This window comes from Bradyrhizobium ganzhouense, from assembly GCF_049949285.1.
Classification (GTDB): Bacteria; Pseudomonadota; Alphaproteobacteria; order Rhizobiales; family Xanthobacteraceae; genus Bradyrhizobium; species Bradyrhizobium ganzhouense.
On the sequence record NZ_CP181318.1, the window covers coordinates 1,975,829 to 1,991,551 of the forward strand.

11 protein-coding genes are annotated in these 15,723 nt (G+C 59.3%); 5 read left to right on the plus strand and 6 right to left on the minus strand.

What is annotated here, in order from left to right:
- Positions 1–575: 575 nt before the first annotated feature.
- Together ACLFLU_RS09110 and ACLFLU_RS09115 are read left to right on the plus strand one after the other, a co-directional pair.
- A complete protein-coding gene (locus ACLFLU_RS09110; RefSeq protein ID WP_426411880.1) occupies positions 576–881 on the plus strand; it encodes an HU family DNA-binding protein in 306 nt (101 codons plus the stop codon).
- A 1,137-nt stretch (positions 882–2,018) separates the two neighbouring features.
- A complete protein-coding gene (locus ACLFLU_RS09115) occupies positions 2,019–2,411 on the plus strand; it encodes a hypothetical protein (protein ID WP_426411881.1) in 393 nt (130 codons plus the stop codon).
- A 707-nt stretch (positions 2,412–3,118) separates the two neighbouring features.
- Here the strand turns inward: ACLFLU_RS09115 and ACLFLU_RS09120 are convergent.
- The 4 genes from ACLFLU_RS09120 to ACLFLU_RS09135 form a co-directional block, all read right to left on the minus strand.
- Complete coding sequence (locus tag ACLFLU_RS09120) at positions 3,119–3,295, minus strand: hypothetical protein (protein ID WP_426411882.1); 177 nt, start codon at positions 3,293–3,295, stop codon at positions 3,119–3,121.
- A 50-nt stretch (positions 3,296–3,345) separates the two neighbouring features.
- Complete coding sequence (locus ACLFLU_RS09125; protein ID WP_426411883.1) at positions 3,346–3,552, minus strand: hypothetical protein; 207 nt, start codon at positions 3,550–3,552, stop codon at positions 3,346–3,348.
- Positions 3,553–3,910: 358 nt separating this feature from the next.
- On the minus strand, positions 3,911–4,129 hold the full coding sequence (locus tag ACLFLU_RS09130; protein WP_426411884.1) for a hypothetical protein: 219 nt from the start codon (positions 4,127–4,129) through the stop codon (positions 3,911–3,913).
- Positions 4,130–4,713: 584 nt separating this feature from the next.
- Positions 4,714–5,970, minus strand: coding sequence for a right-handed parallel beta-helix repeat-containing protein (locus tag ACLFLU_RS09135; protein ID WP_426411885.1), 1,257 nt, complete (start codon positions 5,968–5,970; stop codon positions 4,714–4,716).
- 614 nt (positions 5,971–6,584) lie between these two features.
- On the opposite strand from ACLFLU_RS09135, the gene ACLFLU_RS09140 reads away from it, so the two are divergent.
- Positions 6,585–6,791 (plus strand): cold-shock protein, encoded by a 207-nt coding sequence (locus ACLFLU_RS09140; protein WP_426411886.1) that lies wholly within the window; start codon positions 6,585–6,587, stop codon positions 6,789–6,791.
- Positions 6,792–7,199: 408 nt separating this feature from the next.
- Here ACLFLU_RS09140 and ACLFLU_RS09145 read toward each other — a convergent pair whose 3' ends face one another.
- Both ACLFLU_RS09145 and ACLFLU_RS09150 read right to left on the minus strand, forming a co-directional pair.
- Positions 7,200–8,570: a M16 family metallopeptidase gene (locus ACLFLU_RS09145; protein WP_426411887.1), complete on the minus strand. Its 1,371-nt coding sequence runs from the start codon at positions 8,568–8,570 to the stop codon at positions 7,200–7,202.
- Positions 8,567–10,000 (minus strand): M16 family metallopeptidase, encoded by a 1,434-nt coding sequence (locus tag ACLFLU_RS09150; protein ID WP_426411888.1) that lies wholly within the window; start codon positions 9,998–10,000, stop codon positions 8,567–8,569. The genes ACLFLU_RS09145 and ACLFLU_RS09150 overlap by 4 nt, the downstream gene beginning before the upstream one ends.
- An 897-nt stretch (positions 10,001–10,897) precedes the next feature.
- Here ACLFLU_RS09150 and ACLFLU_RS09155 point away from each other — a divergent pair.
- A complete protein-coding gene (locus ACLFLU_RS09155; protein WP_426411889.1) occupies positions 10,898–13,228 on the plus strand; it encodes a prolyl oligopeptidase family serine peptidase in 2,331 nt (776 codons plus the stop codon).
- Between the two features lie 1,313 nt (positions 13,229–14,541).
- Positions 14,542–15,114: a GNAT family N-acetyltransferase gene (locus ACLFLU_RS09160; protein WP_027544434.1), complete on the plus strand. Its 573-nt coding sequence runs from the start codon at positions 14,542–14,544 to the stop codon at positions 15,112–15,114.
- Positions 15,115–15,723: the final 609 nt, after the last annotated feature.

The following is a 15,723-nucleotide window of genomic DNA, read 5'->3' on the forward strand; positions in this document are numbered from 1 at the left end:
AAGGCGGACGTCAAAGAACTTCGCGCGCACTCCAAGGCTAGGGTGCCGGTAGCGAAGATCGCGAAGTCTATGAAAAGGACGGAAGGTTCTCTCCGTCAAAAGGCAATCAAGCTCGGTATCTCTCTAGGGCATCGCCGGTAAGAGAGAGGGGATCAGCTTTGTGCTTCTGTCCCGACGCCACCAGTATTCGCGGGCCCCGAGTTTCCTTCAGAGGTGACCTGTCCGCGCGAGCGTTACGAAGTTTGAAATAAAATGAGGCCCGCTCTGCGATCATCACTCGTCTGCGAGATCCAAGAGGGATTGGCTCTGATTGCTGCGCTGACTGCTGCATCGGCCAATTTCAAACATTGACCTGCATACCGAATAGGGCATGCGCCGTCCACCTGTGACGCGTGAGCGAATTCTGGAAACAAAGATCGTTGTGTTTTTGCTTCCGATAGGGTTTAACCCCGTCGACTTCACCACCTCAGTGAACGAAAGCAATTTCGTGTAGTTTTGCCGTGCTCGAACAAGAGGAAAAAAGAGCCGGCGATACATCACGCACTGTATCGTTCGGCGCTACAAAGGAATTCATCGTGGCCAAGATGACCAAGAACCAGCTCATTGACGCAATTGCGCAAGGAACGCAAGTTTCCAAAAGTGACGTAAAGGCCGTCATCGAGCAGTTGGCGACCGTCGGCTACAAGGAGTTGAACGAGTCTGGCGAGTTCGTCATCCCCGGCTTCGTCAAGATGTCGGTCGTGAACAAGCCTGCCACTGAAGCCCGCAGCGGAATCAATCCTTTCACGAAGGAGCCGATGGAATTCGCAGCCAAGCCAGCCAGCAAGTCGGTCAAGGCGTCGCCGCTCAAGGTTGCTAAAGACGCAGTCGCGACATCATGAGGTCGGCTGCCGTGGATCGCGCTACGTGGCGTTGGTGCGAGGACGGATGGCGGACCGAGGTTGCCACTGCCGGCGTAGGCATGCCGTAAGAAGCTCATCGGCCAACAGCTGGTTGTCAGCCGAGCGAGTGCTGACTCGCCTGGCAGGGAGCCGCCAGTTGGGAAACGCAGTCCGGGACGACGGTCACGACCAGACGTGCGGATCGTTGGCGAAGACGAAGCGGATCTCGCTCGTCTTGCCGCCAGTCGAGAGGCGCTGGCGAGGCATGGCCGTCGGCGGTAGATGTAAAATCGTCGCGATAGGTAACGCCAAAAGTAAAAGCAAACCCTAATGGACGCCGCGGCGCGCGAATTGGTGCGATCCGAACGTTGCTTTCACCGAGCCCGAGGAAAGACGCCATTCATTCCGGCGATGCGACGATCGTGGCCTTTGCGCTTCCGGCCGTAGTACTGCGCCGAAACGAACTAAGCCGGACAATGGCTGCGGCCTTGGTGTGGCGGATGGCGCCTCGTAGCCGTTGTGACGCTGCTGCCTACGACATGCCGATGATGATGGTTGTCATGACAGCGCTGTCGGCGTCGGATCGGCAGCTGCATCATCATTTGGGGTAATCGGCAGCAACCGGCAGCCGCCTGGATCCCGCGAACTCATACGGACGTTGATGATCGGCGCCGATCGGCCGGCGGTTCTTGACGTCTTGAGCCAACGGCCTGTCATCGGCAGCAATGCCGTGGGAAGGACTCGGCACTGCGCGGAACGGACGTGGTCTGCGCCCCAGTCGGTGAGTTGCTTCGGTATGGCTACTCGGACTATGCAGGTATCGTCGAGGGGCCGTTGCACCTTGCGATCGCGAGGCGTAGTTTGGGTTTCGGCCAGTCCTATTTATACCAGCATAGCCCGCCCATTATTCCAGTTTATGGACATTCAGGTGGTCATTCTTGCTCGGATGCGCAGGGTTGTTGACGAGATCTGCGAGTATGTGTCCCGGTACGACACCGGCGGCCGGACCAATGTCGCCTCAAAAGTCCTGGGAGCAACCACCGGGGGAGAGACGTCGACCGACTGTGTACGGCAGGTTCGCCGCGAAGCGCTCTCGAAGGCGCCGACGATGTGGCGATAGTCACAAGAGGGTGCCGCGTGAACTTCCAGGTCACGGTTCTTAAGATCCTGGTGAGCTATCCGGATGGGTTTGCCGTGATGGCGGACTTGAAGCGCGACATGGCGATCCTAGCGACCAGCGGTAGCGATTGGGCCGAACGTACCCGACGACTGGGTTCGCTTGTGCCCGACCTTGACATCTTTTCGCAAGCCTTGATTGAACGTATCAACGGCGGGTGGCGCATAACGGCAAAGGGACGCGCCGTCTTGGAGTTCATGGAAGCGCGCCCCAGGCGTCCGGAGCCCGCAAAAGGTCCGCCCGAGTGCTCCATCCCCGCTGCCCCGCTGCCGGTGCTCGCGCGCTCAGGTCGGCACGGGCGGCGGCAGCGCCGCCGCTCCGACCACGCGCGAAGAAGCGCAAACGCTTCCTGATCCGCTCGCACAAAAGGGACATTCGGCCGGACCGCAGGTTCACAGGATCAAGGCAGGCGTCAGCCCGCGCCGATAATCCGGTCTACTCGCATGGTCCCGTTGGTTTCGAGGGCGTGCTCTAGAGGCTTGATTGGACAACACTCCATCGCAGGGGGAGAAAAAGAGGACCACGATCAGGAAACTCGCGCGATTTGCACTACCATTGAAGCGTGGCCGTGAAAATGCGCCCAGAAAAACGCAGCTGGTCTTCTCGGATTACACAACCGGGACAATCCACAAATCTGCTGGGTTAAAGACGAACGGCTCTCGTGTTTGCGCTAGATCAATTCAACCTGCCCGGGAACCGATACTGTTTTGCACATGCCAAAACCGCTCGCCGACTGAGCTGTTGCGGCTGCGTGGCTTGGGAGGTCCGGACACCTCCTCGCCACGCTCCTCGCGAAAGGGTGGGAGAAGTGCAAGATCCAGTCAGAAACCAAAACTGCCGTCCTCAAATCTTCCTTGTTGATGAGACGAGCGCGCGCACGATCGCAGCAGCGCAAGTGGCCTCAACTGACGCATGGCTTGAGGCATGGCTTGCCCGCTTCCTGCAGGTCCTCAGACAACTTGGAAAGCGAGGCTCCGCCTAACGCAAACCGGTCCGAATTCCCAGAGAGACGGAAGCACGTTGTAGCGCAATCCGCGCTGTTTGCGCCAAACCTTCGGCTCTAGGGTACATTGACCGGTGGCATGGATGCGGTTGGGCGCGGCACGAAACCAATCTGATGCTGGCTGCGCGCCGCCAGCATAATCACAAAGGTCACAAAGAGGATTAGCAGGCCGCGCATCCAAAAAAGGCTCCAATATCGGTAGCCGATATATGAATTCGTTGACGTGAGTGCCATAGCGGCGCTCCTGCGCGCGTAGGCCGTCGCCATCGACACGGCCGTACCGGCTAGGAGGCCGATATCATCGGCCTGGGGCTCTCGAACACCATGGGAAAAATCGACGCTCGCAAGCTTTCGAGCGCGCACTCTTCCTCCGACAGGCGTCTGCAGACGTACTGCCGGTCGCATTCGGTGAGCTTGGTCTTCAGCAGTCTTCGGTGGCGCTGGATGGCGCTCAGATGTGTGCGCATGCGCGCCAAATTGTCGTCCATCATGGCCGTCATCCTTCCAATGCTCGTTGATGATGCTTTTCGCTTGCCTGATCGGCCTGAGCTTCCGATCAATTCAAGAAGGTCAGTCGGCTCAAGCGAAGCAACCGAGAGCGAGAGCGCTTGGTTTCGCGCTCGACAACTAGTCGAGCCCCAATTCCGTGCTCAGCCGGCCTCACATGCGTCTCGGACGCATGCCACTTGATCCAGTCGCGTTCAACCGCCAATGTCAGGCCCGTTCGGAAGCCGCCGCCGGTGCGGCTGGCATTGCAAAGGAACGGGCCATTGGTTGGGCTCGATGCCGCCAGCGATCGCTTGCGTGCCGCGGCTTCCGGACCAGCGAACGGGTGGCCTGCACCGAACTTCATCCAGCTTCGCCCGGACCTGAAAAGATCGATGCGGGCGGCGCGGTACGCGGAATCGGCAGCGGACGCTCCGTCGGGCGTGGCGCCCGCGCGAGATTTCCGCCCTTCACGTCATAGCTGCCGGCCAGCTTCAGCAACCGCTGCCTGGTGAACGGATCGGCCCGCTCGGCGAGATCACGCGCCTGCTGCGCCAGTTTTCTGTAGAATTCATGCCCCATAATGCACTCTTACTGGCCGCCCGGGATCCTGGGCGTGGCGTCAAGCCGTCGCTCCGGAAGACTGCTGATCCAAATTACTCATGCCAGCCCTCTCAAATCTGAGATATTCCTTTATTTGCGCCGCAAGAGCGCTAAATGTCCCGCATTCACGATCGAAAAATGCATTCTTTGGTTGCAGCAGCAGGAATAGGGCGCCGCATCCGAAAGTCTTTTTGCGTTAGCCCATTGAAGCAGCGCGGCGCAGCAAGAGCTGCTTTCGTCGGCACAAGCCGGGCATTTTGTTTTGAACCGATCGCAGCTGCCGATGAGGTCTCAATCAGTTCGGAGAATATCGTGTTTCGTGGACGGAGACTTGGGCGAGCAGGAGGCTGAACGAGACCCGCCAAAGCTTCGAGGCAGTTGCGCTCCTGCAAAAAAATCGATGCGTCTCGGAGTGAGGATCGACTGGCCTGAACGCTCAAGGCGTGCTTTGAAGCGCAGCTGCCACGGACCGGCAATTGGTCGGCCGGAAGAGGGAGAATTCCGCGGCACTTCGGCCAGATGCGTGCGCGTGGTCGCAGCTTCGCTGGATCCTATCGGAAAATTCAAATGTGGCCGGGACCTGTGTTGGCGGTGACCAATGCCGGGACATCATCCGCCTGGAAGGGACGATGAATAGCCGCCTTCGGAAGAGCGCCAAAAGATCTAACGACGCTTTCATCCAGCCGGAATCCGTTGATCCGCGGCGCGGGCCTCGCGATGTTGCCCGCACACATGCGTCTAAGCATGGCTAGGCAGAGGTCTTGCATTTCCCGATTTACGCCTCCCAGCGCGCCAAAGACATGCCCACTCTCGGCCCTGATCGGGGTTTCAATGTTGTCGAAGTAGTTGCCCTCAATCAGGCCTTGAACAGATGGTCCGGCGTCCAGCGCGTGGAAGAAACCATTGCGCTGCAGCAGCTCGGTGTTGTGGAAGTAGTTGTTCACCAGGTGAATGACCGACCGTAGACCGTCAATGTGCGGAGCCCGTCCGGAGACCTCATGGAAGTAGTTGTTGGCAACCGTGATCGACTGAGGACTGCCAAGAAAAAGAAGGTTCCAGTAATGCGCTCCGTTGCAATAAGAGGAGTAGTTATCCCTGCCATCAAAATCGTTCCACGAGACCGTGATATTCGTCGTCTCCCCAAGGCCGCCGGCAATCATCTGGCGCCCGATGTTATGAAAACGGTTATGATCGATCCAGACCCGGTTCGCTCGCGAAATCGCAATCGCATCGCCCGCGAAGACAATGCCGGGATTGATGTCAACGATGGTCAGATTGCGGACAATGACGTTGCTCACACCATTCAGTCGCAGTCCCTTGCCCCTGATTGTAGCGCTTGATCCGACGCCAATCACGGTCTTGTTTGATCCGACCTCCAAGGGATGTTTGCCCGCCTTATCGAAGCTGACTTCCATTTTGAGCTTGCCGTCGCAGTGCGTGTCGAGCCCATCCAGGAGGAGAAGCGATTCACCCTTGTAGGGCGTCTGACAGGTGTTGCTGTATTGGCAACCCGGACCCTCGCCGCGCCCTTCCGCTCCTGTGAAGTCTATGGTCCCGACAATCTGGACAACGCGCGGACTATCGTCCTTGCAGATTCCGGAGCTATACGAACGACACAATTGATAAGTCAGATCTTTGAGTGAGTTGACCTGAACAACTTCGCCTCCCAGGCCGCCCGTGGTTCCAGCACCAAATCCCTGTGCGCTGTCCCATCTCGGATTGCTCGCTGCGATAGCACCGGAGATCCCAACAATGCCGGCGAGTCCAGCGAGCATCCCCAATAACTGTTTCAGCTGGCACACCGCTTGCCTCGTAGACATCGACTCTCCATCGGCAAATGAAAGAAACGTTGAAACGACCCATCGTCCCAACGGCCAGCCACGCGGATCAGTCTTTGTGGCATTGTTTGCATCCCGGCTCGACGGTGCAGATCCTGTGATCCATCTAAATGCACCGGCCTAGCATGTCACAAGAAAAATCTGGAACGTAGTGCACACGTTCCGTGGTCTGGCAGTGGATGGCCCATTCCCATAAGATTCAAGTCTGACAATGATTGAGCGGCCCGCCCGGTCCGCAGAGGTCTGCTGATCAATTGGATCGCTGCCAACGTCAGTCGCAACGAACTTCAACATCACCTGGATAAGCCGATCCAGTGAGTCTCGTGATGTGATCTACACAGGACGGATGAGTACAGGAGAGAGCGGTCGAAGTCATCGCCTTCCGTATTTTGTCGTACCAGGGTTGTCGGATTGAAGACATTCGCTGCGTGGCACTCAAGAACGACAGACAAAGAATCCCGCAAATCCGCACCAAACACACGGTCTTCTACAACTATTCACAGCGCGTTGGGAGCGGCACGCGAGTTGCTGAGGTGAGCAACGCGGCTGCTAGATCGCAGCGCGCGATTCAGTCTCGTTTTTAAGGAGCAAAGACAGTGGCGACTGGAAGCGTGAGATGGTTCAACCCGACTAAAGGCTACGGCTACATCGTGCCGGACGATGGCGGCCGTGACGTGTTTGTTCATATCTCTGCGGTGCAGAGGGCTGGCTTGGTCCTACTCCCACAAGGAGACAAGATCAGCTATGAACCAAAGATCGGCCGCTCGGGGAAAATATCAGCCGAAAACCTGCGCCTCATCTAGCTTCTGCTTTGGCAAGCGGGGGCTGAGGTCAGGGGCATATTGGTGTGCGCCTTGTGCTTTCATGACTTGGTTTCACTTTTCCAAAGTAAGTTTCTGGCGACGCTTATCCCATAGGGATATCGATCATCGTTTTCGAACGAAGGGCCGGCTCCCAGCCGGCGTCAATACAGTTGCCAGTTGGGAAGCTTCGCCAGCAGATATCGCTCGACGGCTTTGTTCTTTGTCCGGCCGCGCTTGAGGCGCAGGCGAAGCCGGGTCAGCATGTCGGGTTGGCGATGGCAATGTCGCGGGACGACCCGGAGCAGAGTGTACCAGCGTGGGCGCCGAGAATTACCAAGCATACATATCGATAACGCGGCGTCACTGACGTTGATGGCCGGGACAAGCCCGGCCATCGACGTGCGCCAATCAGTCTGACTTCGGCGCCGGAACGCCGGCAGGCAGCGCCGCAGCTTGCGGCGGCCGGCCGACAATGACGGTGAGCAGGCCCTGGCCCCACAGTCGCTTGGCGGCCGCCTTGGCGTCGTCCAGCGTGACCGCATCGACAATGGCGTTGCGCTTCTCGATATAATCGATCGGCAGCTGATCATGCTGATCTTGCAGCAGCGCATAGGCCAGCTTGGAGGAGGTGTCGAGCGCCAGCATCTGCGAGCCGTTGAGGTACGACTTGGCCTCGTCGAGCTCTTTCTGCGTCGGGCCCGCCTCGGCGATGCGGCGTACCTCCTTCTCGACGACGTCGATGGTGTCGCCGGCGCGGTCGGCGCGGGTGCCGGTGTTGCCGATGAACAGCGCCGAATGCTGCATCCAGAGCAGCGAGTCGAACGCCGAATAGGCGAGGCCCCGCTTCTCGCGGACCTCGCGATAGAGCCGTGAGGACATCCCGCCGCCGAGGATGTGACTGACGACATAAGCTGCCATGAAGTTCGGGTCGTTGCGCTTCACGCCGGGACCACCGAAGGTGATCACGGTCTGCGGCACGTCGAGCGGCACGAAGGCGCGCTGCGGCGGGTTTGCCGCCGCGATGTCGGGGACTGGTACCAGATTGGCCTTGGCGGGCAGGGCGCCGAAGGTGTGGTCGAGCAGTTTGCCGAGCGTGTCCGGATCGACGTCGCCGACGACGGCGACCTTCAGCGTGTCCTTGGCTAGCACGCGGCCGACATAGTCCTTCATGTCGGCGATCGTGATGGTCGGCACGCTCTCCAGCGTGCCGTTGGTCTGCCGCCCGTAGGGATGATCGCCGAAGGCGACCTCCAGGAACTTGCGGTTTGCCAGCGACGTCGGGTCGGTGGTCTGGTGGCGCAGACCGGCGATCACGTGCGAGCGAACGCGCTCGACATCGGCGGCGTCGAAATGCGGCGAGGTCAGCGCGGACCGCAGCAGGTCGAAGGCCTCATCCTTGTTGTCGCGCAGCATGCGCAGGCTGCCACGGAAGGTGTCGCGGCTGGCGCTGAAGGAGAGCACGATGGCGCGGCGATCGAGCCGCTCATGGAACGTCTTGGAATCGAGATGGCCGGAGCCCTCGTCGAGGAGGTCGCCGACGAGATTGGCGACGCCGGGCTTGTCCCTGGGATCCTGCGCCGAGCCGCCGGCGAAGGAATATTCCATCGCGATCAGCGGCACGGTTGCGTCCTGGACGAACCAGGCCTCGATGCCGCCCGGCGAGATCAGGCGCTGAATCTTTGCGGCGGCCTCGGAGGGGAAGGTCTGAGTCAAAGTGAGCGCTGCGCCGGCGGCCAACGACAGAACGATGCGTCGGGAGTGAAGGAAGGGATGGGTCACGAACGTTTCTCCTCGCGCTTGGTGGTAGTCTTTGCGCCAGTCTTGGCTGTGCTGGTGTCCTTGATCAGATAGCCGGTGACCGAGCGCTTCTTATCGAGCCATTTTTGCGCAGCTGCACGGACTTGTACGTCGGTGACGCCGCGAATTCGGTCCGGCCAGCTTCGGATGTCCTTGACGGAGAGCCCGGTGCTCAGCGCGCCGCCATACCAGCCCGCCAGCGCCGCCTGGTCGTCCTGGGCGTAGATCGTTCCTGCAATGAGGTGCGTCTTGACTCGCTCGAGGTCCTCGGCGCGGATCGGGTTCTGCGCGATGTCGGCGATGACGCCGTCGATCACCTGCTCGATGTCTGCAAAGCTGACGCCGGACTTCGGTGAGGCCGAGATCGCAAACTGGGTCGGGTCGAGCGAGATACTGGAATAGCTGGCGCTGGCGGAGACCGCGAGCGGTTTGTCGACGACGAGGGCGCGGTAGAGATAGGAGTTGCTGCCGCTGCCCATCAATTGCGCCAGCACGTCGAGTGCCGCACTCTCGCCGGCCGCGGCCGTCGTTGCCGAGGGCACGAGGTAATAGCGTTGCACGCTGGGTTGCTCGACGCGCGGGTCGGACAGCGTGACGGTGCGCGGTGCGGCCGGGTCCGGCTCCTGCGGGCGGATACGCCGCGTCGGGATCGCAGGCTGGGCCGGGATCGAGCCGAAATTGCGTTCGACCAGCGGACGTATGTCGGCGGCCTCGACGTCGCCCGCGATCACCAGGATCGCGTTGTTCGGTGCGTAGAAGCGGCGATAGAAGGCGAGCGCGTCCTCGCGATTGAGCTTTTCGATCTCCTGGTGCCACCCGATGATCGGGCGGCCATTGGGATGGTTGAGATAGAGCGCGGCCATGATCTGCTCGTTGAGCCGCGCGTCGGGGCTGTTGGCGACGCGCATGTTGTACTCTTCGAGCACGACGTCGCGCTCGAGCAGTACGTTTTCGTCCTTGAGGATGAGGCCGTTCATACGGTCGGCCTCGAACTCCATCACTGTCGGCAGTTGCTCGCGCGGGACGCGCTGAAAGTAGCTGGTGTAATCAAGTGAGGTGAAAGCGTTTTCGTTGCCGCCGACGCGAAACACGGTCTTGGAAAATTCGCCGATCGGGTGCTTTTCCGTGCCCTTGAACATCAGATGCTCGAGAAAGTGGGCAAGCCCGGATTTGCCGGGCGGCTCGTCGGCGGAGCCGACCTTGTACCAGATCATCTCCGTGACCACGGGCGTGCGATGGTCCGGGATCACCACGACCTGAAGCCCGTTGCTGAGCGTGAAGCTGGCGGGGGGCGCCGACGTCAGCGTCGTCTGGGCAAATGCGCTGCCGGTAGAAAGACTGCAAGTGCTGAGCAGTGCAGCAAGAAGGCAAGCCGCCGATCGGTATGAGGGTGTTGGGATTCGTGTCAACATCCGAACCCAAAGATCCCAGGAGAAAGCACGATAAAGCGCTCGGCATTTGGCTCTATTATAGCCATCGACATAGTTCGTCAGCTGCTGGATCGGCATAGCTGTTCAAAAGCTCCATTGCGGTTCGTCAGGAATGCGGATGAGTGATGAACAAATTTCATCTCTCGGTGGCTCTAGACTCTCGATCATCCAATCGAGAGTCTTTGCGTTTCGGCAGGACCTTGTCGGTTCAACGCGATGCGCATTCCCCAAAGCATTAGCCGTGCCAAAGAGGAAACTTCGCAAATACAAGGAGCACGTCGAACAAGCGATGTTGCGTCTCTGACATGGTCGTATATCGGACAATGCCAATCTTTATCCCGAAACGGTTCAGGGAAGTGAATGCCTTTCAGACCTACCACCGCCTTCAGAAATAGAGCAGGAGACTGATGGTGCCGCTCGAATCCTGACGCAAGTCAATTGCCCTCACACGGCACCCACTCAGTGTCACAGTACTGGAACGATAATGATTGCTCGTCACCGAAGCGGCCTGGTAAATCCGCATCGTGGTAAGCCGCGCAATCGGACCCTCGTGCTAGTGATCCGGTGTTGCATTCACGGATGCGTCGCCCCTCTAGCTCATGTGATGCGCTCACCTTTTGTTGTTTCGACTAGGCGGAGCTGCGCAGCATGACTCTTTGAGAGGCTGACGCGAAGATTGTTCTGGAGCAGCCGCGCGAGCCTGCACCGCAGAAGTCATTGACCAGCAACGGCGCGCTGTTGTCATATTTGATTACGAATATCGGTAGTTGACGACGACGCAGAAGTCAGCGCCCATCATCCGTTTTTGCCAATATCCATTTGCAGCGTATGACCTTGGGTCGCATCCTTGCGGCGTCTTGGCCGAAATCCCTCTGATGCATGCGTGGGAATGACTGTAAAAGCGCCAAGTACGAACTGCAGCTCGCCAGCGAACTGAAGGGCGCCGCGCCAACGTCAATGATGAAATCTGCGGAGCAGCGTTCACTTCGAAAGAATGAACTTGAATCGCATGCTGCGTCAGGTTGTAGGCTTCGTGTCTCGACCGAACCACATCATGCAAACCTCGATCGCAAATCGAAAGCGAACGCCAATGCCAGCCCTGGGAGTGAACGGGTGTCTAAAGCAAGCTCGCCGACAAAGTCGCAAGCTGGAGCGCCAACGCTCTCCGCTCCCGATGATGATCCCTATCTTTGGCTGGAAGAGATAGAGGGCCGGCGCGCGCTAAACTTTGTCGAGCGGCAGAACGACAGGACGTTGCGAGCGTTTGGCGGCGCGACCTTCGAGCGGGATCGCGATGTGCTGGCGTCGATCTACGATCGGCCGGACAATATTCCCTATATCGCGCGGCGTGGTGGCTATCTCTACAATGTCTGGAAGGACGCCAGCAATCGACGAGGCCTCTGGCGACGGACCACGCTAGACGAATTTCGCAAGCCGAACCCGTCCTGGGAAATCTTGCTCGATGTCGACCAGCTCGCGGCAAAGGAAGGTGAGGACTGGCTTCTGAACGCGACGGCTTCACTGCCGGGAGATCATCCGCGAACCATTGTGAGCCTGTCGCGCGGCGGCAGCGATGCCGTCGTCTTGCGCGAATTCGACCTCAATGCGAAAAGCTTTGTGGCCGACGGCTTCACCCTGCCGGAAGCGAAGAGTAGCGCCACATGGGTCGATCCCGATACGCTGCTGTTGTCCAGCGCGCATGGCGACGGCATGGCAACCACATCGGGCTATCCGAGGACAGTGCGGTTGTGGCGCCGCGGCGAACCCGTGGATCGCGCGGCCGTGGTGTTCGAGACGGCGCCCGATCGCATGTGGGCCTTTTGCGAAGTCGATCGGACTGGAAAAAGGCCACGCGTCTGGTTCTTCGATCAGCTGGACTTCTTCAATCTTGACGTCTGGCCCGGGACCGAAACCGGCGCGAGCGTGAAGCTCGATCTTCCCTCCGACATCTGGCTCCGGGCGCACCGGGACTGGTTAATCGTCAAATTGCGCTCGGCATGGAGGATTGCCGGCGTCACCCACGCGCCTGACACCGCGCTTGGCATATCGCTGTCGGCCTTTCTCGCCGGCGATCGCAACTTCACGGTCATTTTCGCGCCGCGCCCGCGCCGCGCGCTGCAGGGATTTTTCTGGGCCAGCGGCAAACTCGTGCTTTCCATCCTCGACGAGCTGCGACCTTCATTCGAGACTTGGACGCCCTCGTCTGCGGGCTGGAGCCATGAGGAGCTGCGCGGCCTTCCCGGCATCGGCGTCGTCGACGTGTGGCCCCTCGATTGCGATCGGTCCGAAAGCAACGGCGACCTGCTTGCCTGTGTCCAGGATCCGCTCACGTCGCCTTCGCTGATGCTGATCGAACGGAGTGTATCGAGCCCAATCGTGCTGAAGCAGGCGCCAAAGACGTTTAGCCCCGAGGGCCTTGTGGTTACGCAGCACGAGGCTATCTCGATCGATGGTGAGCGGATTCCATATGTGCAGACCGGTCCCGCCGCGGAGAGCGGCAACGCGCCGGTCCATATGAGCGGCTACGGCGGCTTCGGACTTTCCATGAGGCCGTACTACAATTCGGCCCTCGGCAAGCTCTGGTTGGAGCGTGGTGGCACGACCGTACAGGCGAACCTGCGCGGTGGGGGCGAGTTCGGCACACGTTGGCACGACGCCGGACGGCTTGCTGGCAAGAAACTGTCGCATGATGACTTCGCGGCCGTGGCCGCCGATCTGGTGCGTCGCGGCGTGACTGAGCCGAGGCGGATAGCCGCCGAAAGTGGGTCGAACGGCGGCATCCTCATAAGCAACATGCTCACGCGCTATCCGGCGCGGTTCGGCGCATTGTTTTGCACGATTCCTCTGATCGACATGCGTCGCTACACAAAGCTCCTTGCCGGTGCGAGCTGGATCGCGGAATTTGGTGATCCCGACAAGCCTGCGGAGTGGGAATGGCTCAAGACGTATTCCGCCTATCATGCGGCAAGACCGAGTCAAAACTATCCGCCGATCCTGATTGCCACCACGCGGCGCGACGATCGGGTTCATCCGGCGCACGCCCGCAAGATGGTCGCGAAACTGCAGGTGATGGGCTACGAGGCTTATTTGTACGAGGCAGCCGCGGGGGGCCACGGCTATGGCAGGGACAACAAGGAGCGTGCCAGCTTTCAGGTGCTTGGTTTTCGGTTCCTGAGGAGCAAGATCGGCTGGTTGGATGAAGAGGCCTGAGCGAGCTTCACCCTTAACCTACGGCAAGCGCTGATCGCGCGGGGCTCAAATCTTGGGCGCAGACGGGGAGAGGGGTGCCGTCACTGCTCCAGGCTCTGGCGAAGGTGAGAACGCCATGAGAGTGGTAGAGGTATTCTACAGCGATAGTCGAAATGAGCGCGGCAAGGACATGCTCCGCCGCTTAGGCCTCGATGACCGGGCCGAAGTGGATCGGCCGGGCCGGCCAAAAGCACGGCACGGCCCACGGAACGCCTTCGCGGCATTTTGGCTCAAGGCGTCGCGTCCTGCTTCGACAGCCGAAAAAGAGCGCGAAAGCGGACAGTCCGCATCATTGCTGCGCTTGCGCAGGCGTGCTCCTGATCGGCAAGTTCGGCCGCCAAACCTTCCCGAGATCGTCGGGCGCAACGCCGCCGCGGCCATCACTGCGGCACGTCACAGCTGGTCGCGCTCGACGAGGCTCGATGAGCGGCTTCGAGCAAGTCAACGAATGACTCCGACCGGAGAACAGAATCGATGAGATGGCGCAAGATGGTGTTTCGACCAAAGCTCGGCACCTTCTTTAGCTTCCCCCAAATTCGAGGGATGCCTGCAACCGTGGTCGAGGAAACAAACGATCCGTTCGTCGCAAATATAAGAAAGCTGGTTTTTCAACCACGACAAAAATGAGTGCGTCTTCGACTCGCGCCGTAGTTCATTCTCTGAGACTATTGGTGCCAACCGGTTCGTTCATAGTGGTGGGTTGATGAGATCGAATGATGTCTTCGACGAACTCCACAACTCCGATCCACCCGGCACGATGCGACATGCGTGCCGTTTTGTTGACCTAATTCACATCGTGTCCTCGTGCTGACACCGGCGATCGTGAAACACTTAAACGATTGTTTGGCGTCGCATTAAACACCCGCCGGCCCGCTCGCATGGACCAAAATGCTACCTGCGTCAATTGGCCGCCAGTTTGATCGAGCTCATCTAGCTCGCCAAGCAAAGCAGGATTCCACCGAACGACTCATAGGGGCGCCGCATCGGATGCGGAATGTGTTTGGTGACCAGGCCGTTGCGTTGGCCAAACAGCGCTCTAGCTTGAGGCCGGATTACAATCGAAAGCTCGCGTAGATCAGCGGGAAGGCAGGTTTCGATTATGTCTTGAGCCAGAACCATCAGCTAAGCGCCAAGTGAAAATCTAGCGACCTCTCAATGGTGTGAACGAAAGCGTCATTGGACTTTCAAAGTAACAGCATATCTACTTTGAGTTGATGGCTGCGGGAGCTTCTGTCTCCGTTGCTGCCGCTGAACCACGTGGTGGAGGATGTGACATGGTGAAGACGAGTGAGGTGTCCGTCGATGATGCCGCAACGGTGACTCAGATGGTCAGTGCTCTGCTTGCCGAACTTGGGGCCGGTCACGTGCAGGCCGGAGTAGATACTCGACTGGTTGCCGACCTGCTGGCCATGAAAGAGCGCATCTCGGGGTTTCTTGCTTTTACGGAGGAACGCCCCGTCGGCCTCATCATGCTATCGGAAAGTGCCGCCCTCTTTGCGCGCGGAACCTACGGCATTATCACTGAGCTCTACGTGGTGCCTGACCAGCGATCATCTGGTGTTGCGATGGCGCTCATCGACGCAGCCGTTACCCTTGGGGCGACAAAAGGCTGGGGCCAACTTGAAGTCGGGGCGCCAAGGCAGCCGATGTGGAGCCGCAGTCCCAACTCAGCATTGTACCTGAAGCTCGGCTTCTCAGAGATTGGCCCGCGTCTCAAATTGCCATTGCACGGCTTAGCTGGTCCACGTGGGCAGGGTAGTCCTGCGGCCCCATCGGGGCTAGATCCTCGGCGGCGACGCACACCGCGGCGCCGTATCCCGAATTCATCCGATGCAAGAGTTGCATAAATTGTGCGTAGCACATTCGGTGGATTGTGGCGGCTATGTCGTGCCGCCAGGCGAGGTTGATCTCTCACGGGGAAAGGCGGACATGCTCATTGGCGTCTTACACGACCGGATCGAGCATATGCCTAGCTAAGCCCTTCGCGGCTTTTTAATTGAAGCCTGCAAACGTGGAGGGCCCTCAGCCGAGCCGTTCTTGCAGGCCAGAACTCCGACGGTGACTTCTATTTCTGACAACTCCATTTCGAATTGGGCCGGCCTGCACGATCAATCGCCATCGGATCGATCCTTGCGCTGGCGAATGCGTATGATGTCCCTATGGCGGCAGGACGATGCAATACCCATCTCGCGAAGACAGCCCATACGCCGGTAAATTCCGGCAAAGGGAGTCCCGGGCCGCGATCAAAAGCCTCGGTGGCAGATGATTGCCGAACGTTCGCATTCTATAGACACCTGTTCGACCTCTCCCACGATCAATTATGTTACCACCTTGCGTTCTTCTTCGGGCGTCCGAGTCTTCAAATGAAATGCACACACCCTGAAGACGAGATCAGGACGCGAGTTAACGGTTGCCCTGCGCACAAGCGGGCCCCACAACGTAAGTTATCCATTGTC

Bases quoted from the DNA above. Each gene is read 5' to 3' on its own strand.
- ACLFLU_RS09120 (WP_426411882.1), bottom strand. From the start codon at position 3,295: ATGGCACTCACGTCAACGAATTCATATATCGGCTACCGATATTGGAGC.
- ACLFLU_RS09125 (WP_426411883.1), bottom strand. From the start codon at position 3,552: ATGATGGACGACAATTTGGCGCGCATGCGCACACATCTGAGCGCCATC.
- ACLFLU_RS09130 (WP_426411884.1), bottom strand. From the start codon at position 4,129: ATGGGGCATGAATTCTACAGAAAACTGGCGCAGCAGGCGCGTGATCTC.
- ACLFLU_RS09135 (WP_426411885.1), bottom strand. From the start codon at position 5,970: ATGTCTACGAGGCAAGCGGTGTGCCAGCTGAAACAGTTATTGGGGATG.
- ACLFLU_RS09150 (WP_426411888.1), bottom strand. From the start codon at position 10,000: ATGTTGACACGAATCCCAACACCCTCATACCGATCGGCGGCTTGCCTT.
- ACLFLU_RS09155 (WP_426411889.1), top strand. From the start codon at position 10,898: ATGCGTGGGAATGACTGTAAAAGCGCCAAGTACGAACTGCAGCTCGCC.
- ACLFLU_RS09160 (WP_027544434.1), top strand. From the start codon at position 14,542: ATGGTGAAGACGAGTGAGGTGTCCGTCGATGATGCCGCAACGGTGACT.